This window comes from Gluconacetobacter asukensis, from assembly GCF_014174375.1.
Classification (GTDB): domain Bacteria; phylum Pseudomonadota; class Alphaproteobacteria; order Acetobacterales; family Acetobacteraceae; genus Gluconacetobacter; species Gluconacetobacter asukensis.
This window is the reverse complement of sequence record NZ_JABEQE010000003.1, coordinates 303,942-328,089: the sequence shown is the minus strand read 5'-3', so window position 1 is coordinate 328,089 and position 24,148 is coordinate 303,942. Positions and strand designations below refer to the sequence as shown.

The 24,148-nt window shown below is 64.1% G+C and carries 20 protein-coding genes; 5 read left to right on the top strand and 15 right to left on the bottom strand.

Translation table 11 applies throughout. The features are described 5' to 3' along the window. Window positions 1-326 precede the first annotated feature (326 nt). On the top strand, window positions 327-1,775 hold the full coding sequence (locus tag HLH35_RS05770) for a hypothetical protein (protein ID WP_182978219.1): 1,449 nt from the start codon (window positions 327-329) through the stop codon (window positions 1,773-1,775). Between the two features lie 96 nt (window positions 1,776-1,871). On the opposite strand, the gene HLH35_RS05765 is transcribed toward HLH35_RS05770, so the two are convergent. The 3 genes from HLH35_RS05765 to HLH35_RS05755 form a co-directional block, all read right to left on the bottom strand. Further along, on the bottom strand, window positions 1,872-2,594 hold the full coding sequence (locus HLH35_RS05765; RefSeq protein WP_182978218.1) for a glycosyltransferase family 25 protein: 723 nt from the start codon (window positions 2,592-2,594) through the stop codon (window positions 1,872-1,874). A gap of 91 nt (window positions 2,595-2,685) precedes the next feature. Further along, the gene (gene glf, locus HLH35_RS05760) at window positions 2,686-3,837 is read right to left on the bottom strand and encodes a UDP-galactopyranose mutase (protein ID WP_182978250.1); all 1,152 of its coding nucleotides are present in this window, start codon (window positions 3,835-3,837) and stop codon (window positions 2,686-2,688) included. A 31-nt stretch (window positions 3,838-3,868) separates the two neighbouring features. After that, the gene (locus HLH35_RS05755; protein ID WP_182978217.1) at window positions 3,869-4,762 is read right to left on the bottom strand and encodes a DMT family transporter; all 894 of its coding nucleotides are present in this window, start codon (window positions 4,760-4,762) and stop codon (window positions 3,869-3,871) included. 149 nt (window positions 4,763-4,911) lie between these two features. Between HLH35_RS05755 and HLH35_RS05750 the strand changes: the two genes are divergently transcribed. The 4 genes from HLH35_RS05750 to HLH35_RS05735 all read left to right on the top strand — a co-directional run bounded on the left by HLH35_RS05750 (window position 4,912) and on the right by HLH35_RS05735 (window position 9,894). Continuing rightward, window positions 4,912-7,155 (top strand): S9 family peptidase, encoded by a 2,244-nt coding sequence (locus tag HLH35_RS05750; RefSeq protein WP_182978216.1) that lies wholly within the window; start codon window positions 4,912-4,914, stop codon window positions 7,153-7,155. A 153-nt stretch (window positions 7,156-7,308) separates the two neighbouring features. Then, a complete protein-coding gene (locus HLH35_RS05745) occupies window positions 7,309-7,854 on the top strand; it encodes a GNAT family N-acetyltransferase (RefSeq protein WP_182978215.1) in 546 nt (181 codons plus the stop codon). 15 nt (window positions 7,855-7,869) lie between these two features. Continuing rightward, window positions 7,870-8,550, top strand: a complete 681-nt coding sequence (gene alkB / locus HLH35_RS05740) for a DNA oxidative demethylase AlkB (protein ID WP_182978214.1) — start codon at window positions 7,870-7,872, stop codon at window positions 8,548-8,550. Window positions 8,551-8,604: 54 nt separating this feature from the next. Then, complete coding sequence (locus HLH35_RS05735) at window positions 8,605-9,894, top strand: Hsp70 family protein (protein ID WP_182978249.1); 1,290 nt, start codon at window positions 8,605-8,607, stop codon at window positions 9,892-9,894. Between the two features lie 248 nt (window positions 9,895-10,142). Here HLH35_RS05735 and HLH35_RS05730 read toward each other — a convergent pair whose 3' ends face one another. From HLH35_RS05730 to tolQ, 12 genes are all read right to left on the bottom strand, one after another. Further along, complete coding sequence (locus HLH35_RS05730; protein ID WP_182978213.1) at window positions 10,143-10,892, bottom strand: response regulator transcription factor; 750 nt, start codon at window positions 10,890-10,892, stop codon at window positions 10,143-10,145. A gap of 432 nt (window positions 10,893-11,324) precedes the next feature. Further along, window positions 11,325-12,137: a bifunctional hydroxymethylpyrimidine kinase/phosphomethylpyrimidine kinase gene (gene thiD / locus HLH35_RS05725; protein ID WP_182978212.1), complete on the bottom strand. Its 813-nt coding sequence runs from the start codon at window positions 12,135-12,137 to the stop codon at window positions 11,325-11,327. A 20-nt stretch (window positions 12,138-12,157) separates the two neighbouring features. After that, window positions 12,158-13,516 (bottom strand): phosphoglucosamine mutase, encoded by a 1,359-nt coding sequence (gene glmM, locus HLH35_RS05720; RefSeq protein WP_182978211.1) that lies wholly within the window; start codon window positions 13,514-13,516, stop codon window positions 12,158-12,160. A gap of 18 nt (window positions 13,517-13,534) precedes the next feature. After that, complete coding sequence (folP, locus tag HLH35_RS05715; RefSeq protein ID WP_182978210.1) at window positions 13,535-14,590, bottom strand: dihydropteroate synthase; 1,056 nt, start codon at window positions 14,588-14,590, stop codon at window positions 13,535-13,537. Between the two features lie 107 nt (window positions 14,591-14,697). Then, window positions 14,698-16,632, bottom strand: a complete 1,935-nt coding sequence (ftsH, locus tag HLH35_RS05710; RefSeq protein WP_275944215.1) for an ATP-dependent zinc metalloprotease FtsH — start codon at window positions 16,630-16,632, stop codon at window positions 14,698-14,700. A gap of 197 nt (window positions 16,633-16,829) precedes the next feature. Further along, on the bottom strand, window positions 16,830-18,095 hold the full coding sequence (tilS, locus tag HLH35_RS05705) for a tRNA lysidine(34) synthetase TilS (RefSeq protein WP_182978208.1): 1,266 nt from the start codon (window positions 18,093-18,095) through the stop codon (window positions 16,830-16,832). 402 nt (window positions 18,096-18,497) lie between these two features. Further along, entirely contained in the window at window positions 18,498-19,448 is a 951-nt protein-coding gene (locus tag HLH35_RS05700) for a tetratricopeptide repeat protein (RefSeq protein WP_246384862.1), read from the bottom strand. Between the two features lie 229 nt (window positions 19,449-19,677). Continuing rightward, the gene (pal, locus tag HLH35_RS05695; RefSeq protein WP_182967716.1) at window positions 19,678-20,154 is read right to left on the bottom strand and encodes a peptidoglycan-associated lipoprotein Pal; all 477 of its coding nucleotides are present in this window, start codon (window positions 20,152-20,154) and stop codon (window positions 19,678-19,680) included. A 246-nt stretch (window positions 20,155-20,400) separates the two neighbouring features. Further along, window positions 20,401-21,774, bottom strand: coding sequence for a Tol-Pal system beta propeller repeat protein TolB (tolB, locus tag HLH35_RS05690; RefSeq protein WP_182978207.1), 1,374 nt, complete (start codon window positions 21,772-21,774; stop codon window positions 20,401-20,403). A 44-nt stretch (window positions 21,775-21,818) separates the two neighbouring features. Beyond that, window positions 21,819-22,811: an energy transducer TonB gene (locus tag HLH35_RS05685; RefSeq protein ID WP_182978206.1), complete on the bottom strand. Its 993-nt coding sequence runs from the start codon at window positions 22,809-22,811 to the stop codon at window positions 21,819-21,821. A 26-nt stretch (window positions 22,812-22,837) separates the two neighbouring features. Then, complete coding sequence (tolR, locus tag HLH35_RS05680; RefSeq protein WP_182967710.1) at window positions 22,838-23,281, bottom strand: protein TolR; 444 nt, start codon at window positions 23,279-23,281, stop codon at window positions 22,838-22,840. A gap of 3 nt (window positions 23,282-23,284) precedes the next feature. Continuing rightward, entirely contained in the window at window positions 23,285-24,001 is a 717-nt protein-coding gene (gene tolQ, locus HLH35_RS05675) for a protein TolQ (RefSeq protein WP_182978205.1), read from the bottom strand. Window positions 24,002-24,148 lie beyond the last annotated feature (147 nt).

Below are 24,148 nucleotides of genomic sequence, written 5' to 3'. Positions count from 1 at the left end.
CGGTGCTCACTTCCATATAGGCCGCTCCGTTCCGATGCTCGGAAACACACGCCGGGCGCGGCCCGTTCCAGGCCGCTTTCGCTCACCAGCGCGCATTTCCAAACAGGCTCTAATCGCACCAGAATAAAAAATATTCTGAATACCTTTCAGGCTATGATGCGCCTGCGCGACGGAATATAGTTTCCGCCTCCTGCCTATCTGTTCCCGTGAGACCAGTTTTACAATTGAAGGAAGACGTCCTTCTCTGAACCAACCGATACGCTTGATACAGAAAAGCTGCATTTTTCTGACATATGCGGCATTGCCCCCCCGGAGAGAGATTTATTATGAATTCAAAGAACATCATTAACACGTTTGATGTTTTTGATACTTTAATCGCCAGGCGCTGTGTTTTCCCCCTTAATGTTTTTTCTCTAGTAGAAAAGAGAACCGGCATCATGGGCTTTGCCCAAGCTCGAAGAGAAGCCGAACAAAGATTATTCGGACGCATCTACAAAATTGATGATATTTATCATGAATTAAAAAAAATACTCAACGTGAGTGAAGAGAAAGTAAACCTTATCAAGGAAATCGAGATAGATTTAGAGGTAGAGAATGCCATTGCCATAAAAGAGAATATTGATAAAGTATCCGACGGAGATATCCTCATTTCCGACATGTATCTTCCCGAACATGTCATTCGATCTCTTCTTGAGAAATCCGGATTAAAAAAAGAATTTGGTTTGATCGTCACAAATTACGGTAAACATGATGGCTATATATGGAGACATATACTCTCAGATTTTTCCGTCAGGAAACATCTCGGTGACAATCTTCATGCTGATGGTTTCCGCGCTCGGGAAGCAGGGATCGACGTTGAAATTACGACCAGCTTCCAAATAGATGCCGTCGAAAAAGTCTTTTTTGATATTGGCTTTACGGCCCTCGGTGAATTATGCCGCGAGGTGCGATTGACGAGTTGGTCCCCCACAAGGCATGAGCGTGAATTGCAGATTTCGCAAATTCACATGAATTTCCCTATATTATTATTCTCCAGCATCATACTCTATAAAATATGCAAAAAACTTGGAAAGACGCGAATTCTTTTTTCAAGCAGAGATTGCTATGCATGGAAAGATCTCTTCGAAGCCCTGTTTCCTGATGAATTTGAGTGCATTTATTACTACACAAGTCGCTACGCAAAGACATCTACAAGTAAATATTACGAACACTATTCCGATAGTTTAATAACAAATGAAACTATGGTCGTCGATCTTTGTGGTAGCGGATGGTCTCTTGAAAAAATATCTGAAAAATTATCTTCCGAAAAGGTAGATGTATTTTACATACACAAATTACCAAAAGACAGAAAATATATGCAAGGCACAACCTCAAAAAAATGCAACTTTTACTGCATCATCGATAATGAAAGTGTCCATTATAGGACTCATCTTCTCGAAATTGCGAATTTTTCCGATCACGGCATGGTCAAAGACGTCAGATTTATCAATAACGCTCCGTGCCCGGTATTTTTCCCAGAAACACGACCAAAAGAAGAGCTATTGTACGTAGACATACAGAAAAAATCGTTCAGAGAATGCCTTTCAAAATTGAATATTTTCAACCTGAATGATATAATCGCAACCGACCCTTCCGTTCATGCTAGGCTAATTCAAATTTTATATAAAACTCTTTCAAACAACGTTATTTTACATGAAATTTATGCAAAGAATTTTTTCAACGAAAATGCTGCCGTTGAAAATATTATCGCGACTGCAGCCACTTCGACTCCGTAATTTTTCTCTGCATCCTTCTTTCCATTCAGATGGATTCCATCTGAATGGAAAGCTTTCCGACCGTTCCCGACCAGCGATCCGGGATATCGGATATTATTATAGATTCAGACTATTCGCAGCCACGTTGTCGGTCAGGCACAGCGGCGGAAAGCATGTATAGGCCTTCATTTCCGGATACACTGTATTCATCAGATGATCGATCGATGTCGTCGTGATAACCCGGCCTCCAAGCGAGGGATACGCTATATGCGTCGTATCCATGGGCAGGATACGCTTGATCATTTTTTCTGCCCCCAGTGGCGAAATCGCATACCCGCAGATTCCAAAGGTATGATCCAGCTTGAAGGGCAACGCAGTTACGTCCATCTGTTGAAACGAGGAAATTCCCCGCCGAACCGTCTCTTGCGAGAAGGTGGCAACGCACTGCGTAATTCCCGGCAACAGTTCGAACTGCAAGACAGTATCCGAATTATTCCCCCATAGAATGATGTCCCAATCGGCGGGTAGGGAGGCGATGATCCTGTTGCTTTCTTCCTCGAAATTGCGGCACAGGAACGCATCATCCTCAAAAATATGCGCGGGAATACCATATTTGGCGACATTCCCCCACAAGGCGACGTGGGCGAGGCCCGACCCGATGGCGCCCCGTGTAAACGCGCAGGAATCCCTTACGAATCCTCTTTCCTTCATCTCCTCGATATCCATCGACGCACCATCGACACCAGGCGACCTGACAAGACCCTGTATATGGGCGTTGGCCTGCAGGAAGCGTTCGGTACGCTCAGGTGTTCTTTCAAGGCTGATAAAAAACTTGTTCATGGTAGATCACCCTATGCGAAGATGTCGGAATGCAGGAAAAAACTATCTACCCGGTCACATCGCCACGGACTATCGACGATCGCCGTAGCATTCAATGAGGGTCCACAAAAAAAGCAGGCAAGGACAATTCGGAGGACTGAAGAGTCCGATCGATAATGTCGCAGGCATCAAGCGCTTCTTTTATAGTCACATCCATGTCCAGATAGCGATAGGTGCCCAGTCGGCCGATGAAGGAAACGCTTTTCTCTTCACGCGCCATTTCTATATAGCGGTTCAGCAGAGACTGATCACCGATCATCCTGACTGGATAATACGGAATGTCGCACTTTCCGGCCAGTCGGCTATATTCGCGGAAACATACCGTCCGTGAGAATTCTTCTTTTTCCCAAGGCGCGAAATATTTGTGCTCCGTGACTCGGGTATAAGGCACGTCTTCATCGCAATAATTGATGACGGCCGTCCCTTGATAATCGCCGTCATCGACAAAGCGCTCAAAATCTAAAGTCCTGTATGCCAGCCGTCCGGTCCGAAACTTGAAATATCGATCGATTGGTCCTGTGTAGAAAACATGATAAAATTTTTCAGACAGGGATTCAAATGAACAGTTTAATTTTATTTCGATTCCTTTTTCATCCAGGATATGCCGGATAATAGCCGAATATCCTTGCTCAGGCATTCCCTGATAGGGATGGCTGAAATAATTATCATCATAATCAAATCGCAAGGGAAGACGCTTCAGGATCGATGCCGGCAACTCAGTGGGATCGATCCCCCATTGCTTACGTGTATAGCCACGAAAAAATGCCTCATATAATTCCGGTCCGATCATCCTGAGCGCCTGCGTCTCGAAACAAAGCGGATCAACAATGGAATGATCGGCTTTTTCCTCGATAAAGGCACGCGCTTCCCTGGGCCCCATATCCCTTCCGAAGAACTGATTGATGGTCAGAAGATTGACAGGAAGGGAATAGACACGACCGCCCGAGACAGCCTTCACACGGTTCGTATAGGGACGGAAGGTGCCAAAGCGTTGTATATAATGCCATACGCGCTCCTCTCCGGTGTGAAAGATATGAGGCCCATAACGATGGACCATTACTCCGGTCTCGGCATCCCGCTCCGTGTGGCAATTTCCCCCAACATGCGAGCGTTCGTCCACCACGACCACTTCGTGACCACGCTCGGCCAGATGACGGGCGATGACTGCACCGCTAAAACCCGCGCCAACCACACAAAATTTCATGCTCTGCCCTGTCTTTCGACATGCACCCGCCTCACGCCCCATGCCGCGTCGCACGGCTCGGATGTCCATACGTATTGGTGATCACTACCCCCGCCATGACAATCGCACCACCCAGCAAGGTGCGCACACTGGGGATTTCGCCAGTCAGGATAAACGCCAGAACCAGCGTCGCCGGCGGCAGCAGATACAGTAACCCCGCCCCCCGCGCCGCCCCCATATGGCCGACCACGAACGCCCAGGCCGCATAACCGATGGCGGCGGGAAAGACCCCCAGTTCCAGCACCGCCACCCAACAGCGCACGGGCGCACTCGGCAGCACCCTTAACGCCTGCGGCAACCAGGGGCTCAGACAGGCCGCCCCCGCGATCAGGATGTAGCAGATGGTCGGCAGCGCCCCATATCGCAACACCAGCCGCTTTTGCAGCGTCGTATAGAGCGCGCCGCAAACCGCAGCCCCGAAGACCAGCATCGCGCCCGACCCCAGCGAGATACCGCCCACCTGTCCTTCTGCAATCAGCATCACACCCGCGAAACTGCATAGCGAGCCCCCCCATCCCCAAGGCGACAGCCGCTCCCCCATCACCGCCACTGCGATCAGGGCAGCGATCAGCGGCATGGCGCTGATCAGCAGGCTGGCCGCACCGGCCGAGACGGTCACTTCCCCGGTATTGAACAGGATATTGTAAAGCGCGATTCCAATCGCGCCGCACGCCAGAATGCGCAGCCAATCGCCCCGAGCCGGCACAGGCGGGCGCGCCCACGCCAGCCAGCCCCCGGCCAGCATCGCCGCAATGACATAGCGCGCGGCAGCCAGCGGCACCGGCGGCAGATCGCGCAATGCAATCCGCACGACGGGATAGGCGCTGGCCCAGGACAGAATGGCAACGATGACAATCAGCGGCAGGAACCGCGCGACAGGAGACATGCTTCAGACTTCCATGCCCGACACGCAGCGGGCACCTCGTGTCATACCGAAACGATCCCGACCACGCGAGAGGGTAAGGCCCCCGACTTGCGCCCAACGCCCCGTCAATTCATCGTCGAGCGCTTTCGACATGACAGACGGACTTCATCATGCCTTCACCTTCCCCCGGCCGCCGCCCCCGCCGCCTGATGCGGCGCGTGGCGCTGTCCCTCCCCGGATTGCTGCTGGCAGCAGCGGCACATGCCGCGCCCGCCGCCGGCCAGTGCTATGCCGACCTGGCCGCCACGCGGAATTTCACGCTGGGCCTGCCGCGCCACGCGCAGCCGACGCCCGATGGTCGCGCGGTGCTGTTCCTGCGCAGCGGCCCGCGCGACACCACATTGCATCTGTGGCGCTTCGACCCTGCGACAGGGACCGAGACCGAACTGGCCCGACCGACCGGCACCGAATCCCTGTCGGTCGAGGAAAAGGCCCGGCGCGAACGCGCCCGCATGTCGCTGACCGGCATCACGGATTTCACCCTGTCGGATGACGGGCAGACCGCCCTGGTCAGCCAGGGCGACCGGCTGATGCAGATCGGGGTCACGACCGGCAAGGTCTCCGACGTCCCCGGCCGTGGCTGGATCGCCCCCCGCCTGTCTCCGGACGGCACCCATGTCGCAGTGGTGCGCGACAATGACGTCCATGTCGTGACACTGGCCAGCGGACACACCGTGCGCCTGACCCATGGCGGCAGCGAAACCCTGACCCGTGGCCTGGCCGAATTCGCCGCCGCCGAGGAACTGGCCCGGCCGGACGGGCTCTGGTGGTCGCCCGACGGGCAAACGATCCTCTATGAAGAGGCCGATTCCTCCGGCGTCGAGAAACATTACATCACCGACCCCCAGCACCCCGCCACCCAGCCGGTCGAATTCCGCTACCCCCGCGCCGGCACGGCAAACGCGCACATCCGGCTGGGGCTGGTCGCGCGCGATGGCGGCCCGACCCGCTGGGTCCAGTGGGACAGCACCGCCTTCCCCTATCTGGCACGAGCCGTCTGGCCCAAAGGTCGCGGCCCGCTCACGCTGGTGGTGCTGAACCGCGCCCAGACCGAGGAACGGGTCCTGCGCGTCGACCCGGCCACCGGCCAGACCACGACCCTGCTCACCGAACGCGATCCCGCCTGGATCAATATCAGCCCCTCGGGCGACGGGCGCGGCCGCTCCCTACCGCGCTGGCTGCCGGACGGCAATGGTTTCCTGTGGGCCGCCGAACGCAACGGCCACTGGCAGTTGGAACTGCGCCACGCCGACGGCACGCTGGACCACGCGGTCACACCCGCTGGCCTGCCCTTCGTCTCGCTGGACGATATCGATCCCGAAGCCGCTACGGTGACCGTCACCGCCAACCCCGACCGGACCCGCACCGCGATCTACCGCCTGCCCCTGCAAGGCGGCACGCCGGTCCTGCTGACGCCGGAAGCCGGGCTGCATGGCGCAACCTTCGCCGATAGCGGCCATACCCGCTTCATCGACAGCCTGTCGGGCGCGGACGGCAGCGCCGTCACCACCCTGCGCGATAGCGCGGGCCATGTACTGGCCACCGTGCCTACAGTCGCGGAAACACCGACACTGGTGCCGCACATCGAATACACGCGCGCCGGCACGCGCGACATGGACGCCATGATCATCCGCCCGGCCGACTTCAAGCCGGGACAGCGCTACCCGGTGGTGCTGTCCGTCTATGCCGGCCCCGGATACAAGGAGGTCCTGGACGCGCCGCGCCTGTCCCTGGAAAGCCAGTGCATGGCCAATCACGGCTTCATCGTCGTCAGCCTGGATGGGCGCGGCACACCGGGCCGCGACCATGACTGGGAACGCGCGACCAAGAACAACCTGATCGACCTGCCGCTTCAGGACCAGATCGACGGCCTGACCGCCCTCGGCAAGCGCTACCCCGAACTGGACCTGGATCATGTCGGCGTCCATGGCTGGTCGTTCGGCGGCTATTTCACCGCCATGGCCACCATCCGCCGACCGGACGTCTTCAAGGCCGGCGTCGCGGGCGCTCCGCCGGCCGATTTCGGCGATTACGATACGGCCTATACCGAACGCTATCTGGGCACCCCGCAGGACGACCCCGAGGGCTACCGCGTCAGCAACGTCCTCACCTACGCGCAGTCCCTCTCCCGTCCGCTGCTGATCATGCACGGCCTGACCGACGACAATGTCTATTTCGAAAACACCATGAAGATGACGCAGGCCTTCATCACCGCCGGGCGCCCCTACAATCTGCTGCTCCTGCCCGGCACCCACATGCTGACCGACCCGGTCCTGCGCGCGCATGTCGACGACGCGCGCGAGGCCTTCCTGGCCGCGACGCTGAAGGCCCCCGCCCCCACCGCGACCAACTGACCGCTATCCGGTCGCAATCCCTTCCTGGCCGATCCTCGGCCGGGAAGGGCTTCCCCTCGCGGCCGACAGATCACGTCATCATCGACATCGGGTCCACGCCGCCGCAGATTGCCCCCTGCCGTTCATCACTCCCAAACCAGCCGGACCACCAGCATGCCACCCGCCTCTCCCATCGTCACAATCCGCGCCGCGCACACCACGGACCTGCCCGCAATCACGGCGATCTACGCCCATCATGTGCTGCATGGCTGTGCGTCGTTCGAGATCGAGGCCCCTTCCGTCGAAGAGATGACACAACGCATGGAGACACTGCGCGCCAGGGATTTTCCCTATCTGGTGGCCGAACAGGATGGCTCGGTGATCGGCTACGCCTATGCCGGCCCCTATCACCCACGGATCGCCTATCGCGACACGGTGGAGGACTCCATCTACCTGGCCCCCGACGCCGCCGGACGCGGGATCGGCACGACGCTGCTGGGCGCGCTGATCGCGGAGTGCGTGGCACGAGGCTTCCGGCAGATGATGGCCCTGGTCGGCGACAGCGCGAATCTGCCCTCCATCCGCCTGCATGAACGCCACGGCTTCCGCACGGTCGGCACCCTGCAATCGGTCGGCTACAAGTTCGGGCGCTGGCTGGATGTCGTGCTGCTGCAATGCGAACTGGGCAGTGGCGACCGCACACCTCCCAACCGCCCCTGAAAGGCAGGACCGGACATGCCGCCATCCCCGCCCCGTCCACCAGCAACCGGCACCCTGCCCGGCCTGGACCTGGAATCGGGCGCGCGGGATCGCGTGCTGGGGCCGGGCGCCCTGCTGCTGGCCGGACGCGCCCGCGCCACGGCGCCCAGTCTGATCGCCCAGATCCAGGCCATCGCCCACGCGGCGCCCTTCCGCCGCATGACCACCCAGGGCGGCCGGACCATGTCGGTCGCCATGACCAATTGCGGCACACTGGGCTGGATCTCGGACAACAGGGGCTATCGCTACACCACGCACGATCCGCTGACGGGCCAGCCCTGGCCCGCCCTGCCCGACATTTTCACCGCCCTGGCGGCGGAAGCCGCCGCCGAGGCCGGATATCCCGGCTTCACCCCCGACGCCTGCCTGATCAACCGCTACGAACCCGGCACCAGACTGACCCTGCACCAGGACCGCAATGAACGCGATTTCGGCCAGCCGATCGTCTCGGTCTCGCTGGGCCTGCCGGTGGTGTTCCTCTGGGGCGGCCCCGCCCGTTCGGGCCGGGTGCAGCGCGTGCCGCTGGACCATGGCGATATCGTGGTCTGGGGTGGCCCGGCCCGCCTGGCCCATCATGGCATCCATCCGCTGGCCGAGGGCACCCACGCGCTGACCGGCCGCGCCCGCCTGAATCTGACCTTCCGCCGCGCCGGGTAGCCCTGCACGACACGGATGGACATCCCGATCCGCAGCACCTATTCACCCGCGATGATGTCCTCTGCCCCCACGCCACGCCCCCGTGTCGGCATCGATTTCGGCACGACCAACAGCGTCGTCGTCATCGCGACCCCGGATGGCAACACCCACACCACGCAATTCGCCTTTCCCGGCCATCCCGAAACCGAGACCTGCCGCACCCTGCTGTGCCTGTGGCAGGAAGAGGAGCGCGGGCGCCTGGCCGTTCACCAGGCCATCGGCGCCGCCGCCATCGACGCCTATCTGGACGATCCGGCCGAGAGCCGCCTGATCATGTCGATGAAATCCTATCTGGCGCAGACATCGTTCCGCGAGACGCGCCTGCTGGGCCGGCGCCTGACGCTGGAAAACCTGGTCGGCTTCTTCGTCGCCGAACTGATGCGCGCCGTCGGGATCGACCCGGCCGACGTGGACGCAACGGTCGGCCGCCCGGTGCGCTTCGCCGGCGAACTGCCGGATGATGCATTCGGCGAGCAGCGCCTGCGCGACGGCTTCGCCGAGGCCGGCTTCCGCAGCATCGCGGTGGCGCTGGAGCCCGAAGCCGCCGGCTGGCGCTTCGCCCGGCGGCTGGATGCGCCGGCCACGATCCTGGTCGGCGATTTCGGCGGCGGCACCAGCGATTTCTCGGTCCTGCGCTTCGATCCCGCCATCGGCCGGGCCATCCCGCTGGGCCATGCGGGCGTGGGCATCGCGGGCGACCAGTTCGATTACCGGATCATCGACAATGTCGTCTCGCCCGAACTGGGGCGCGACGGCACCTATCGCATCATGGGCGGCGCACCGCTGCCGGTGCCGATCGAATGGTACGCCAGCCTGGCGCGCTGGCACCGCCTGTCGCTGATGCGCACGCCGGCAACGCTGCGCGCGATCGACGATGTCGCACGCACCGCCTCCGAACCCGACCGCCTGCACGCGCTGGCCACCCTGGTCGCCGACCAGCAGGGCCAGGCCCTGTATCGCGCCGTCGGCGCCGCCAAGGCCGAACTGTCGCACGCCGACAGCACGATTCTGCGCTTCCACCACAAGGATATCCATATCGACCGCACGATCACCCGGGCGGCCTTCGAGGACTGGATCGCCCCCGATCTGGCACAGTTCGACGGCGCGGTGACCACGGCGCTGGAACGCGCGGGCCTGACCGAATCCGATATCGACAGGGTGTTCCTGACCGGCGGCACCTCGTTCGTCCCGGCGGTGCGCGCCCTGTTCGCGGCGCGTTTCGGCAACCAGCGGATCGATCGCGGGGGCGAGTTCGTGTCGGTCGCCGAAGGGCTGGCCCTGATGCAGGGGGACAGCGCACGCTAGACGGACGCGCCTGCCCCCTGCTGAAAAATCCTTTCAGACCTTTCGTTCTTTTCATCCGTCCTTGATTCAGATCAAGGCCGATGCCCCCTGACGGTGCCATAAAGAAAGGGCGATGGGGGCATCGCATTATTCAATCATCACGCTAACTCGCAGGGTCTTCGGACCCTGCTTTTTTTTGCGGAACGCCAAGGCAGCACGATGCCTCGCGCTCTTGCCGATCCGTACGCTTCCCCCCCAAAGACCCGTCGTCAGACAACCGACAGGGCCAGCTCCTCCGACGATCGCGGCGGCGACATCATCACGCCGGAAGGCGGCGCGTCCTCATCGCCATCCTCCCTGAGCATGTAACCCTGCCCCCATACGGTCGTGACCACGTTCTTCGCCCCCGCCTGCTGCAATTTCTTGCGCAGCTTGCAGATGAAGACATCGATGATCTTCATTTCCGGCTCGTCCATCCCGCCATAGAGATGATCGAGAAACGCGAACTTGCTCAGGACCGTGCCCCTGCGGAGCATGAGCAGTTCCAGGATCATGTATTCCTTGCCGGTCAGATGAACCAGCCGCCCCTTCACCGTCACTTCCCGGCTGTCCAGCGACAGCTTCACCAGCCCGGCCTGAAGCACCGGCTGGCTATAGCCTTTCGAACGGCGGACGATGGCCTGGATACGGGCAGCCAGCTCCGGCGTATCGTAGGGCCGGGTAATGTAATCGTCCGCACCGGCCGAAAAAGCCCTGACCTTGGCCTGAGCCCCGTTCAGGCTGGACATGGCAACGATGGGTGTGTCCAGCCGCGCGGCCCTGGCCGCCCGCAGGACCTCATAGCCATCAATATCGGGCAACACCATTTCAAGTAATGCCAGATCATAATCGTAACGGCGAAGCATCTCGACCCCTTCATGGCCCGTCACGGCATGGTCGATCATGTAGCCAACGGAGCGCAATGTGTTGGAAGTACCACGGGCCGCACTCCCATCCCCCTCGACGAGTAAGACACGCATGTTCATCAACCATTGATTGTTTATGACTACAATTACTACCTATAGGTGTGTAACTCTCCATAAACAATCTTTTTTGGATGAGGTTGGGGCGTCAAAATCCCATGATCACGAATATGTTATATCAAGCCGCCAAAGGCGCTTCGCACGTGCCGGGATAGTCATCCATGGTATATCGGCGCGTCAGACGCCAATACCGCCGAATATCGCGCACACAGACCTGGCACTCCGCATGAATGAAGCGTGACCCCCACGTCACGTACATCACGCGGCATTCCGCCAGAATCCAGGGAAATATGTATACGATTCCCCATCAATTCCCCGCCCGTATCGAGCGGTTCGATGGGAGGAATGAACGAGGACCATCCGAAATGAGTCCCGCCCGCCCCCTATTGTCCGACGCCTGGCAAGATCGCAGGCGCGTCGGTCAGGGTCTCAGGCGCCGGGGGCACCCCATGCCGAATCGACGGTCACCGCATGATTCAACGGCCCCGCACCGGCTCCATATCCAGGCGCGGTCGCGATCGCAGCCCGCAGATAGCGCCGGGCCCGTTCCACCGCTTCGCGCAGGGCCAGCCCCTGGGCCAATCCGGCGGCAATCGCACTCGCCAGCGTGCAGCCGGTCCCATGCGTATGCCGTGTCGGGAGTCGCGTGTCCGAGAACAGCGCGATGCCCGACGATTCGCACAGCACATCCGTCAGGATATCGCCCTCCAGATGCCCCCCCTTCAGCAGCACCGCCCGCGCACCCGCGCGCCGCAGCGTTTCCGCCGCCCGGCTCATATCGTCCACCGTGCGGATCGGGTGGCCGACCAGAACCTCCGCCTCCGGCAGGTTGGGCGTCAGCAGGCTCGCCAGCGGCACCAGATGCCGCATCAGCGTCTCCACCGCATCGTCCTGCAACAGGCGCGACCCGCCCTTGGCCACCATCACCGGGTCCAGCACATATGGAACATCCGGGTGGGCCCGCACTTCCGCCGCCACCGCCTGGATCACCTCGCCCCGGTCCAGCATGCCGCTCTTGAAGGCATCCACCCCGATATCGTCCAGCACACTGCGCATCTGCGCCGCCACGAAATCGGGCGGCACCGGCAGGATTCCGCTGACTCCCAGGGTGTTCTGCACCGTCAGGGCCGACACCGCCGTCATGGCAAATCCGCCCAGCGCGGTCACAGCCTTGATATCCGCCTGGATTCCAGCACCGCCGCCGGAATCGCTGCCGGCGATGACCAGGACGCGACCCTTCATGATGGCCAAGACCGGTGCCCCTACGCCGCTTCCTGCGCGGAACCGATCACCGCGCACATCCCGGCGACCACACGCTCCACCAGCGCCAGGTCCTCGGCCTCCGCCATCACGCGGACCAGCGGCTCGGTCCCGCTTTCGCGCAGCAGCAGCCGCCCGGCCGTCCCCAGTTCGGCCTCGGCCGCCCGGCGCGCCTCCTGCACCGCGGGCGCGTGCAACGGGCTCTTGCCGACGAAACGCACATTGCGCAGCAACTGCGGAAACGGCGCGAACACGCGGCAGACCTCGCTGGCCGGCCGCCCCTCCTCGACCAGCACCGCCAGAACCTGCAAGGCCGCGACCAGACCGTCGCCGGTCGTCGCGAAATCGGACAGCACCATGTGGCCCGACTGCTCGCCACCCAGATTGACACCCAGTTCGCGCATGCGCTCCACGACATAGCGGTCGCCCACGGCCGTACGCACCAGTTCCAGCCCCAGCCCGTCCAGGCAGCGCGCCAGCCCCATGTTCGACATCACCGTCGCCACGACCTGCTTCGCGCTCAGCCGGCCCTGCCGGCTCCACGATCGGGCGATCAGGGCCAGGATCTGGTCGCCATCGATCAGCCGCCCCTGTTCGTCGGCAATCAGCAGCCGGTCGGCGTCACCATCCAGCGCAATGCCGATATCGGCCTCATGCGCCACCACCGCCGCACACAGCGCCTCGGGCCGGGTCGAACCGCAATTCTCGTTGATATTGACCCCGTTCGGCTCGCACCCGATCCGGATCACCTCGGCCCCCAGTTCCCACAGGGCGGTCGGCGCCACGCGATAGGCGGCACCGTTGGCGCAGTCGATGACGATGCGCAGCCCGTCCAGTCGCCGCCCGCGCGGGAACGAGGCCTTGGCATTCTCGATATACCGGCCAGCCGCATCGTTCAGACGCGAGGCACGGCCAATCTGCTCGGGCGTCGCCAGGCGGTCCGTCAGGTCGGCGCGCATCAACGCCTCGATCTCGGCCTCGGTCTCATCGGTCAGCTTGAACCCGTCCGGCCCGAACAGCTTGATGCCATTGTCGCCGAAAGGATTGTGCGAGGCCGAGATCATGACCCCCAGATCGGCCCGCAGCGAGCGCGTCAGCATCGCGATCGCAGGCGTCGGCATCGGTCCGGCCAGCGTCACGTCCACCCCGGCGGAAAGGAACCCCGATACCAGCGCGCATTCGATCATGTAGCCGGACAGGCGCGTGTCCTTGCCCACCAGCACACGGTGCCGATGCGTCCCGCGCGTAAAGCGCAGGCCGGCGGCCTGTCCCAGCTTCTGGGCAACTTCCACCGTCATCGGGTCCTGGTTGGCCGTGCCGCGGATTCCGTCGGTGCCGAACAGTTTTCTGGTCTTGGTCATCTTCCGGCTATCCCTGGTTCACCGCACCTGTTGCCTGCCCGGCTTATCGCAGGTCCACAATCCCTGCCAGACCCTCAGCGCCTGCACCATGGCCGGAACATTGTGCACGCGCAGGATGGTGTTGCCGAGTGCCAGCCCCGGCAGGCTGCTGGCGATCGTGGCCGGATCACGGTCCGACGCCACCGGCACGCCCGCCATCTCCCCCAGCACGCGCTTGCGCGAGGTCCCCAGCAGAACACGGCACCCCAGATTGGCCAGGATCGGCAGGCGCCGCATCATCTCGATATTCTGCGCGGCATTCTTGGCAAATCCGATGCCAGGATCGACGATGATCCGGTCGCGGGCAATGCCGTTCGCCACCGCCTCGTCGATCCGCGCGGCCAGTTCGCGCGTCACGTCAAAGGCCACATCGTCATAGGTGGCGAATTGCTGCATGGTCTGCGGCGTGCCGCGCATGTGCATCAGCACGACAGGGCAACCGGCATCGGCCACCACCGCCAGCGCGTAAGGATCATGCAGCAGGGCCGAGATATCGTTGATCAGCGCCGCCCCCGCCCCGAGCGAAGCCGACATGGTCCCCGCATTGCGGGTATCGACCGACAGCGCCACGTCGGACTGAAGCCGCAACTCCGTCAGCACAGGGGCAATGCGCGCCCACTCATCCTCCGGCGTCACGACAACCGATCCGGGGCGCGTACTCTCGCCGCCGATATCCAGCAGCCCGGCCCCCGCCGTAATCATGGCGATACCGGCACGAACCGCCGCCTCGGCTCCGAAATGGCGGCCGCCATCGCTGAAACTGTCGGGGGTGACGTTCAGGATTCCCATCACCTGCGGCCCGGGTGCGAGGTCCGCCGAGGGCAGCGGCGCGGTCACGCGCGCCAGCACATCCAGCCAGTCAGCGGGCACATCCGCCGCACGGACCATTCGCGCGGCATCGCCGTCGATCAAACGCGCCAGGGTAAAGGCCGCCGGCCCACCAGCCAGCCAATGGGCCAGCCCCGCCTCCACCGCCCCATGGGCATCCTGCCCGAACACCAGTCCCGTCGGTTCAAGCAGCCGCAACGCGTCCATCGACCTCCCGCCCCATCATCATGGCATGGTCCTGAAACGAAAACAGACGGAGCCACCCCCGCCTGTTTTCCCTACCCATCCTGCAAGCAAAATGCAGCCCGCCGGCGTCAGCCCGGCAGCGGAGCCGGATCGAGGCCCGCCCCACCACCCGGCGAGGGCTGCGGTGCCGCCGGCGGCGTGGGCGGCACCGAAGACCGGCGATTCTCCGGCATCGGATCATCCACCACCACCCGCTCGATCGGTTCACCGCGCAGCACCTGGCGGATCTCTTCGCCCGACAGGGTCTCGTATTCCAGCAGCGCGTTGGCCAGCCGGTGCAGGTCCTCGACATGCTCGATCAGCAGGGTCCGCGCCCGTGCATAGGCGCTGTCGATCAGGCTCTTGATCTCGTCATCGATCTCGCGAACCGTCTCTTCGGACACGTTCTTGTTCTGGGTCACGCTGTGGCCCAGGAAGACTTCCTGCCCGTTATCGCCATAGGCGATCATGCCCAGCTTGTCGCTCATGCCCCATTCCGACACCATCCGGCGCGCCAGGTCGGTCGCCATCTTGATATCGCCCGAGGCGCCGTTCGACACGTTGTCGGCCCCGAAGATGATCTCCTCGGCGGCACGGCCGCCCATGGCCAGCGTCAGTTCGCCCAGGCACTTCGCCCGGCTCTTGGAATAGCGGTCGCCCTCGGGCAGGCTCATCACCAAGCCCAACGCACGGCCGCGCGGAATGATCGTGGCCTTGTGCACCGGGTCGGCGCCCGGCGTCAGGATCGCGACCAGCGCATGCCCACCCTCGTGGAAGGCGGTCATCCGCTTTTCGTCCTCGCTCATGACCAGCGAGCGACGCTCGGCGCCCATCAGCACCTTGTCCTTGGCGTTCTCGAATTCCAGCATCGCGACCGTGCGCTTGCCCAGGCGGGCAGCCATCAGCGCGGCCTCGTTCACCAGATTGGCCAGGTCGGCGCCGGAGAACCCCGGCGTGCCGCGCGCGATCACCTTGGGATCGACATCCGACGCCAGAGGCACCTTGCGCATATGCACGCGCAGGATCTTCTCGCGCCCCATCACGTCGGGATTGGGCACCACCACCTGACGATCGAAACGGCCGGGGCGAAGCAGGGCCGGGTCCAGCACGTCGGGGCGGTTGGTCGCGGCAATCAGGATCACGCCCTCATTGCTCTCGAACCCGTCCATCTCGACCAGCATCTGGTTCAGCGTCTGCTCGCGCTCATCATTGCCGCCGCCCAGGCCGGCGCCGCGATGACGGCCGACCGCATCGATCTCATCGATGAAGATGATGCACGGCGCGGCCTTCTTGCCCTGCTCGAACATGTCGCGCACCCGCGACGCGCCGACGCCGACGAACATCTCGACGAAATCAGAGCCCGAGATGGTGAAGAAGGGCACGTTCGCCTCGCCGGCAATGGCGCGGGCCAGCAGCGTCTTGCCGGTGCCCGGCGGGCCCACCAGCAGCACGCCCTTGGGAATCTTGCCCCCCAGCCGGGTGAATTTCTGCGGATCGCGCAGAAAATCCACGATTTCCTGGAGTTCGCCCTTGGCCTCGTCGATGCCCGCGACATCTTCAAAGGTCACGCGCCCCTGCTTTTCCGTCAGCATCTTGGCGCGCGACTTGCCAAAGCCCATCGCCCGGCCGCCACCCGCCTGCATCTGGCGCATGATGAAGATCCAGGCGCCGAACATCAGCAGGATAGGCGCATAGTTGATCAGATAGCGCAGGAACGGATTGGAATCGCTGTCCTGCGGCTTCGCCATCACCTCCACGCCCTTCTCGGTCAGGCGCGGGATCAGAGTCGGGTCCTGGGGGGTATAGGTCTCGAACGACGTGCCGTCCGTCAGCGTGCCGGAGACATTATGGTCCTGCACGACGACCGAGCGCACGCGCCCGTTATTCACGTCCCCGATGAAGTCGGAATATGCCAGTTGCTGCGCGGCGTGCTGCGTGCTTCCGGGCTGGAAGACGTTGAACAGCAACAGCAGCAGCACGATAATGATTACCCAGAGGGCCAGGTTCCGGCCAAAATTGTTCATCTTGCCCATTGTTCCATACGCTTGACGCCACCCGGATTCCGCCTGGTGCCGAAACACGCAGGTAAGGCTTCCTTCTGACCGGCAGCCAGACGCCTTCTCTACCTCGATTTAGTCATACATAGGCCCTTCGAGGGACATTCACACCCCCACACAGGGTCTTTATTGCCCCCGGGCGCGAAAATCCGCCTGCCCACCGGTCAATTGCCCCCCGCGAAACGCCCCGCCTCGGCCGCCACCGCGCCGGGCCGCAGCGTCAGCCGCACCCCGGCCAGCGCCGGATCATGACAGATCCCCATTGTCGGCACCCCGACCACCTGCCCGGCGCGAAACAGGGCCGGCAGGGTGCGCAGCGCGCGGGCCGGCCACGGCGTCTTCCAGTCCGGGGGCGGCATCCACCGCCCCGGCGGCCCCGCCGCCCCGACCGTCACCCCCCGCAGGTCGGCCCCATGCGGCGCGGACAGCACAAAGCGCCCGTCCCACACACATCCCTCCGCCGCCGGCATGGGGGCCTGCATCGCCGCCTCCTCGCGCAGCAGCAGCCAGCGCAGCCCGGCGCGGCGGAGCGGTGCGCCCGCCGCCACCAGGCAGGCACCGGCCAGCGTGGCCGGCCGCGGATCGGCACACAGCGCCGCCACCGCCCGCGCAGGCGGCAGATAATCCCGCCCCGAGACCGCACGCAGCAGAAAGGCCAGCGCGCGCGGGCAAGCCGGGTCTTCCGCCAGCGCCACCCAGCCGCCCTCGGCAACCGTCACGCCGCGCGCCAGCCACAGCGCCTGTTCGGCGTCCCGCGCCATGCGCGCGGCTCCCGCCTCCCGCGCCTCCGCCCGCAGCCGCATCACCGCCGGCGGATCGGCGCACAGCGTGGCCCGCAGACGGGCGCGCTCGGCCCGCCGGTCGGCATTCGAAGGATCTTCCACCCACTCCAGCCCCGCGCGCCGCAGCGTGCCGCGCAAGGTCGCCGGCTCAATATCCAGCAACGGGCGCACCAGGCGCAGGTCCCCGGTAAATGTCACGGCGCCCATGCAAGCCAGACCGTCCGGCCCGCTGGCGGCACGGCGGCGGATCAGCACGGTCTCCGCCTGATCGCGGGCATGATGGCCCAGCAGCAGGTCGACGATGCCCGCCCGCCGACAGGCGGCGGACAGGGCCGCATAGCGCGCACGCCGCGCCCGGTCGGCCACGCCGGGGCCATGCCGCAACCCCTCCAGCACCAGGATCTCGGCGGGAATGCCCAGCCTCGCCAGACGGTCACGGGTCAGGCGCGCCTCGGCGGAAGCCGCCGGACGCAACCCATGATCGACGATCAGCGCCCGCACCGCCCGGCGCCACCGTCCCGCCAGATAGGCCAGGCAGAGGCTGTCCGCCCCGCCCGACACCGCAATACCCACCTCCGGCATGCCCGCCCCATCCGGCACCCAGGGCCCCAACCCCGCCATGAGGGCGGCAAACCGACCATCATCCATAATCCAGCCCCCCTCGGCGTCCCTCTCGACGGCCGGGCTCAGGAGCGTGACCGGAGATGCGGGCTGGCGAGCGAGAGCGGCCCACAGGGCCGCGCCCGGTGTGCGTTTCCGAGCCTCGGCGCGGAGCGGCCTTGATGGCCGTGAGCACCGGAGCACAGGAAACGCGCGTCGGATCACCGCCAGCGCGCATCTCCACCTCTTCACCCCTCCGACGGAGCCCCTTCGACAGGCCGGGCTCAAAAGCGTGACCGGAGATGTGGGCTGGCGAGCGAGAGCGGCCCGCAGGGCCGCGCCCGGCGTGGGTTTCCGAGCACCGGAGCGGAGCGGCCTTATCGGCCGTGAGCACCGGAGCACAGGAAACGCGCGTCGGATCGCCGCCAGCGCGCATCTCCGGTCACGCTCTCAGTGGCATCCGGCGCGGGTGCGGTAGGCCGCCTCAGCCGTCTTGACGCGCGGCGCCGGCGACGGGAACTCGCTCTTCAGCTTGGCCAGGGCCTGGCATGCCGAATTCTTGTCCCCCATCGCCAGCAGCGACGCCGTCACGCCCAGCAGCGCATCCGGCGCCCGGCCGGAGCGCGGCGAGCGGTTATAGGTATCGTAATAGGCGACGGCCGACTGCCGATACTGCTTCTGCCCGGCCAGCGACTGCGCCAGCAGGAATTGCGCGTCGATCTGCAACGGGCCACGCGGGCCGGCCAGCACCTGCTTGGCGGCCGCCTGCGCCGCCGCATAATCCCCATGCATCAGGGCCGCATTGCCGTCCCGCAGCACGGTTTCGGGCGTGGATTTGGCCGCTGGCGCCTCCCCGGCACCGGCGGCAGCCGGGGCAGCCTCGGCAGGGATCGCATCCGGCCCGGCCGCCGGTCGGGGCGCCGGGTGGCCACCATTCTGCATGGCGAAATTCATGTCGTCGATCTGCTTCGCCAGGGTCGCATTCTGCTGCTGCACCTGGTTGGTCAGCTGGTCGAGCTGCCCGCGCATGTCGCGCACCTGCTGCTCCAGGGTCATCACCCGGTCCAGCAATTGCGCCGTCAGGTCGCCACCGGCCGGCGGGCCGCCATTGCCGCCAGCCTCGGGCGCGGGTGGCGGAAGGATGCCATTGCCCTGCCCGTTCCCCTGTCCCTGGCCCCAGGGCGCCGCCGACTGCATCTGCGAAAGCTGCTGGCGCAGATCCATGATCTGGTTCTGCAGCGCGATCCCCTCACGACTCGTCATCTGCTCGGTATCCTGCGCCCGGACCGCCAGCGGCGACAGGCCGGCCAGCAGGGTCAGGATCGCCAGCCCCCTTGCGCGCGGGGTCAGCCCCCCGCGATGTCGAAACGGCGAAAAAGGGCGGAAGGCAACAGACCGCATGATACGGATGTCTCCATGAACGCACCGCCGCCGGCCGGACCAATGCCGATCGCCGGGCGCGACGATACGAGGTCATAAACGCCACCTCTTATGCACGCCCTCCCCGAAGGCGTGAAGAGATCACGCACGATCCAGCCATGAAGAAGAGGCAACGACAAAATAAAAAAGCCGGCCAGGTGAAACACCTGGCCGGCTTCCTTCAGCCGAACGAACGCGTCGGCCGGTTCGCTCAGCGAACCGACGTGATGCTGTTGCGGTTCTGGGCCCAGGCTTCCTCGTTGTCACCCGTCGCGGTCGGACGATCCTTGCCGTAGGAGATCGTCGTGATGCGCGAGGCGGCAACGCCCTTGGCCACCAGGTAGTCGCGCGCCGCGTTGGCACGACGCTCGCCCAGGGCGATGTTGTACTCTTCGGTGCCACGATCGTCACAGTTGCCGGCGAGCTGCACGGTGACCTGCGGATATTTCGCCAGCCAGGCAGCCTGGCGGTCCAGCGTCGCCTGGGCTTCGCTGGACAGGTTGTTCTTGTTCAGCTCGAAGAAGACGCGATCGCCGACATTGGCGACCAGATCGGCTTCACTGCCGGGCGTCACGCCGGTGCTCTGGGCGGCAGCACCGGTTCCGGTCGTGGCGCCCTTGTTCGTATCGTCCGAGCACGCCGCGAGAAAAACGGCCATGCCAAGCGCACCAAGAAGCTTCAGTCTCATTGGTTTTAGATCCTGAGATCGGTTCCCGCACGGAACCATATGATTAAGTTGCCGGTAAGCTTTATCTGGTTCCGACACTCGTTTTGTTCCGTCAACAACCCAACGACAGAACTATACGAACAGTGGAGCCCACTCGCCCGTTAGCGCCAGACATGACAGACCGTCAAGATGCCCGTAACACATGCCGGGCATCTTGTTTTGCACATCGGCCTGAAAAGCACAGTCACGCGCCTTTCCGACGTGTTTTCAGCCGTTCAGCGGCGACCAGGCCGGGTCGGACGCCATGCCGGCCGCCGGGATCGAGCGTTCGTGGAAGCCGGTGATGTCGATCGTGCCGATCGAGGACGAGAACCCCGCCCCCCCGGCTCCCGCCGCTGTCTGGCGGCAGAAGGCCAGCACCCGGCCATTGGGGCAGAAGGTCGCCGTATCCACGGTAAAGCCCTGGGTCAGGATGCGCTCGCCAGTACCGTCGGGCGCCATCACGCCCAGCGAGAAACTGCCGTTGGCAATGCGGGTAAAGGCGATCAGGTCGCCGCGGGGCGACCAGACCGGCGAGCCATATATGCCGTTGCCGTAGGAAATCCGCTTCGCGCCGCCACCGCCGGCACTCATGATGTAAAGCTGCGGCGTACCCCCGCGATCGGAATTGAAGACGATCTGCGATCCGTCGGGGCTGTAGCACGGGCTGGTATCGATGGCGCCGGAGCTGGTGAGCTGCCGCTTGCCGCGCGAGGCCAGGTCGACCGAATAGATGTCCGATCCCCCGCCACGCGTGACGGACATGATGACCGTATGCCCGTCGGGCGCGAAGCGCGGCGCGAACGAGATCCCGTCGAAATCGCCGAGCAATTGCTGCCGCCCCGTCGCCAGGTTCAGCACATACACGCGCGGACGGTTGTTGGCGTAGGACATGAACGCAAGCTGGTCGCTGACCGGGCTGAAACGCGGGGTCAGGGTCAGCCACTGGCCACCGGACAGATAATGGCTGTTGGCGCCATCCTGGTCCATGATCGCCAGCCGGGTGGTCTGGTGCGCCCGCGGGCCCGACCGCGCGATATAGGCGATCCGCGAGTTGAAATATCCCTTCTCGCCCAGCAGCCGCTCATAGATCACATCGGCGATGATATGCGCGATCTTGCGCGCGTCGCCGGCGCCGGCGGTGTAGGCGGTGCCCTGGATCTGCTGCCCGGTCAGCACGTCCCACAGCCGGAACTCGACGCGCAGTCCACCGGCGCCCGTGGTGGCGGTGCCGCTGACCAGCGCCCGCGCGCCCAGCGATTTGTAGGTGCCGAAATCCGGCACGCCGACAGGCAGCGCGCCGTTGATCGGGGCAAACAGGCCGCAATTGCCCAGGTCGCCGGAAATCACGCTGCTGACCAGTTGCCCCGCATCGCCGCCCAGCACCGGAATGACGATGGGAATCGGCGCCGTGCGCGCCTGGTCCACCGTGATCTCGGCATCGCCCGGCGCGCCGGGCGCGGCCTGGGCCAGCGCGGACAGCGGCATGGCCAGGACACCGGCGGCGACAGCTCCGGCCCCGAGCAGGGCACGACGACCGAAATGGGTCGCCAGCAGCGAGGCCTCGACATCGGAAATCAGCGGAAGGTCACTCGGACGCATGGTCTTCTCCTCGAACGCACCGACGGGGCAGCGCCTGGGCTGCCTCACGGACGGAAAACGAATTTGAGCTGTTGGGTTTGCCCCAGCATCGCCTTGGGTATGGGCAGTTGCGCGCAGGTCGGGCTCAGCACCGCCGCGCGCGCCCGTTCAGCCAGCGCGCGATAGGACGAATCGCCCGCCATCCGCGCCTGGGTCTCGGGCGCGAACTGGACGATGCGGGCCATGCCCGTGCCATCCACCGTCACCACCAGATGGGCCACGAACTGCGCATAATCCTTCGCTGCCGTATCCTCGGTGTAGCAGCGGCGGACGGCGTTCCCGATCGCCTTCTGCTCGGCCGAGCTCAGCGCATTGGTAATGTCGCCATCCGGCGCGCCGCCCCCGTCGGGCGCCCCGCCCTGCACCGGGTTCGCCCGCGCCTTCGGCGGATGGGTCTGCTTCTGGTCGGCACGGAACGCATCCAGCGTCGCCAGCAGCGAATGGGTATCCGGCACCGCCTTCTTCGCCTCGTTCGGCTGCGTGATGTGCGAGAATTGCTGCATCTTGGGCAGGGGCGCGGGCTCGGGCTGCGGCGACGGCGGCGCCGCTTCATGCGACGGCACGGGCGGCGACGGCAGGGAAGGCGGTGTCGGCACGGCATCGGGCGACGGCTGCTCGACCTTGGGCGGCACCGGGGTATCGGGCAGCTTCGCCGGCGGGGTTTCCGGCGGCGGCGGCATGGGCGGCGGCGGAGGCGGCGGCGGGGCCGCTTCCTCGTTCGGCGCCTTGACCGGCGGCGTCGGGGCCGGCGGCGCCTCCTGCGGCACGGGGGCCGGGGCCGGCGCGGGCTTGGGCGCCGGCTTGTCGGCCTTGTGCGGCGTACCGCCGCTGTCCGAGGGAGCGAACTCCATCTCGATGGTCGGCGGCGGCGGCGGCTCGGGCGGCACGGAAACCGGCAGCCCCAGCAGCACGGCCGCCAGCAGCACCATATGCGCGACGCCGGATGCGACGATCGACCGCCGCATCAGGTTACGTTCGGAACGACGCGGCGGAACCACGATTGCGGCTCTCCTACCCGATGGCGTCAGGGCGCGCCGCCGCCCGAGGGCGGCTGCTGGGCCAGAAGGGCGACATGGGTAAAGCCGCCGGCGGTGATGCGGCCCATCACCTCCATCACGCGCCCATAATCGATATGCGAATCCCCACGCACGAAGATGCGGTGCGACGGGTCGTTCTGCGCCGCCGCACGCAGCTGGTCCACCAGCTGGTCCGACGACACCGGATTGTCGCCCAGATACAGCGCGCCATCACTGCGGATGGACACCGTGATCGGCTTGGTGTCGGCATTGACCGGCGCTGCGTCGGTCTTCGGCAGGTCCACATTCACGCCGCTGGTCATCATCGGCGCCGTCACCATGAAGATGATCAGCAGCACCAGCATGACGTCGACCAGCGGGGTGACGTTGATGTCCGACATGGGGCGGCGACGCCCGCGGCGGCCGCCCCCTCCTCCGAGGGAAACGCCCATGATTCAGCCCCTTTCTTCGGACTGGCGGGACAGGATCGCGGCAAATTCGGTGCCGAACGCCGCCATCCGGTCCTCGAACAGTGCCAGACTGTTGCTGATGACGTTATAGGCGATCACCGCCGGAATGGCGGTCACAAGGCCGATGGCGGTGGCGAACAGCGCCTCGGAAATACCGGGGGCCACCACGGCCAGGTTGGTGTTGTGCATCGCCGCGATCGACCCGAACGCATGCATGATGCCCCACACCGTGCCGAACAGGCCGATGAACGGCGCCACCGGCCCGATCGTGGCCAGGAAGATCATCCAGCGGCCCAGCCGCTCCATCTCGCGCGTGATGGTGATGTTCATGGCGCGGTCGACGCGCTCCTTCACCCCGCCGCGCGCCAGGTCGATGCCGGCAATGCGTGCCGAACGGCGCCATTCGCCCATCGCGGCGCCGAACACGGCCGCCATCGGGTGCAGCGGCTTGGCGCCATCGGATTCGTACAGATCGTCCAGGCTGCCGCCCGACCAGAATTTGTCCTCGAACGCCGACGCCTCGCGATTCACCCGCCGCAGGGTCACGATCTTGTCGAAAATGATGCCCCATACGACGACGCTGCTGACTGCCAGACCGATCATCACCAGCTTGACGATGATCGCCGCGTTCAGAAACAGACTCCACAGCGACAGGTCGGACGCAGCCGCGCCCAGATTCGCCGCGTTAACCGCTTGGTCCAAAAACGCCTCCTGCACCTTCCGCACACAGCTTCGGCACCCCGCTCCCGACGCCGAGTCGGGGCAGTCCCACACTGCTTTCCAAACTGTTCCTTATAGGCTTCCAGGAGAAAGCAGAAGCACCCCCCACGGCGGGACGCACCCGCCGCA

Coding starts and splice junctions, on each gene's coding strand:
- HLH35_RS05770 (WP_182978219.1), top strand. CDS start 327: ATGAATTCAAAGAACATCATTAACACGTTTGATGTTTTTGATACTTTA.
- HLH35_RS05765 (WP_182978218.1), bottom strand. CDS start 2,594: ATGAACAAGTTTTTTATCAGCCTTGAAAGAACACCTGAGCGTACCGAA.
- glf (WP_182978250.1), bottom strand. CDS start 3,837: ATGAAATTTTGTGTGGTTGGCGCGGGTTTTAGCGGTGCAGTCATCGCC.
- HLH35_RS05755 (WP_182978217.1), bottom strand. CDS start 4,762: ATGTCTCCTGTCGCGCGGTTCCTGCCGCTGATTGTCATCGTTGCCATT.
- HLH35_RS05750 (WP_182978216.1), top strand. CDS start 4,912: ATGCCTTCACCTTCCCCCGGCCGCCGCCCCCGCCGCCTGATGCGGCGC.
- HLH35_RS05745 (WP_182978215.1), top strand. CDS start 7,309: ATGCCACCCGCCTCTCCCATCGTCACAATCCGCGCCGCGCACACCACG.
- alkB (WP_182978214.1), top strand. CDS start 7,870: ATGCCGCCATCCCCGCCCCGTCCACCAGCAACCGGCACCCTGCCCGGC.
- HLH35_RS05735 (WP_182978249.1), top strand. CDS start 8,605: ATGTCCTCTGCCCCCACGCCACGCCCCCGTGTCGGCATCGATTTCGGC.
- HLH35_RS05730 (WP_182978213.1), bottom strand. CDS start 10,892: ATGCGTGTCTTACTCGTCGAGGGGGATGGGAGTGCGGCCCGTGGTACT.
- thiD (WP_182978212.1), bottom strand. CDS start 12,137: ATGAAGGGTCGCGTCCTGGTCATCGCCGGCAGCGATTCCGGCGGCGGT.
- glmM (WP_182978211.1), bottom strand. CDS start 13,516: ATGACCAAGACCAGAAAACTGTTCGGCACCGACGGAATCCGCGGCACG.
- folP (WP_182978210.1), bottom strand. CDS start 14,590: ATGGACGCGTTGCGGCTGCTTGAACCGACGGGACTGGTGTTCGGGCAG.
- ftsH (WP_275944215.1), bottom strand. CDS start 16,632: ATGAACAATTTTGGCCGGAACCTGGCCCTCTGGGTAATCATTATCGTG.
- tilS (WP_182978208.1), bottom strand. CDS start 18,095: ATGGATGATGGTCGGTTTGCCGCCCTCATGGCGGGGTTGGGGCCCTGG.
- HLH35_RS05700 (WP_246384862.1), bottom strand. CDS start 19,448: ATGCGGTCTGTTGCCTTCCGCCCTTTTTCGCCGTTTCGACATCGCGGG.
- pal (WP_182967716.1), bottom strand. CDS start 20,154: ATGAGACTGAAGCTTCTTGGTGCGCTTGGCATGGCCGTTTTTCTCGCG.
- tolB (WP_182978207.1), bottom strand. CDS start 21,774: ATGCGTCCGAGTGACCTTCCGCTGATTTCCGATGTCGAGGCCTCGCTG.
- tolR (WP_182967710.1), bottom strand. CDS start 23,281: ATGGGCGTTTCCCTCGGAGGAGGGGGCGGCCGCCGCGGGCGTCGCCGC.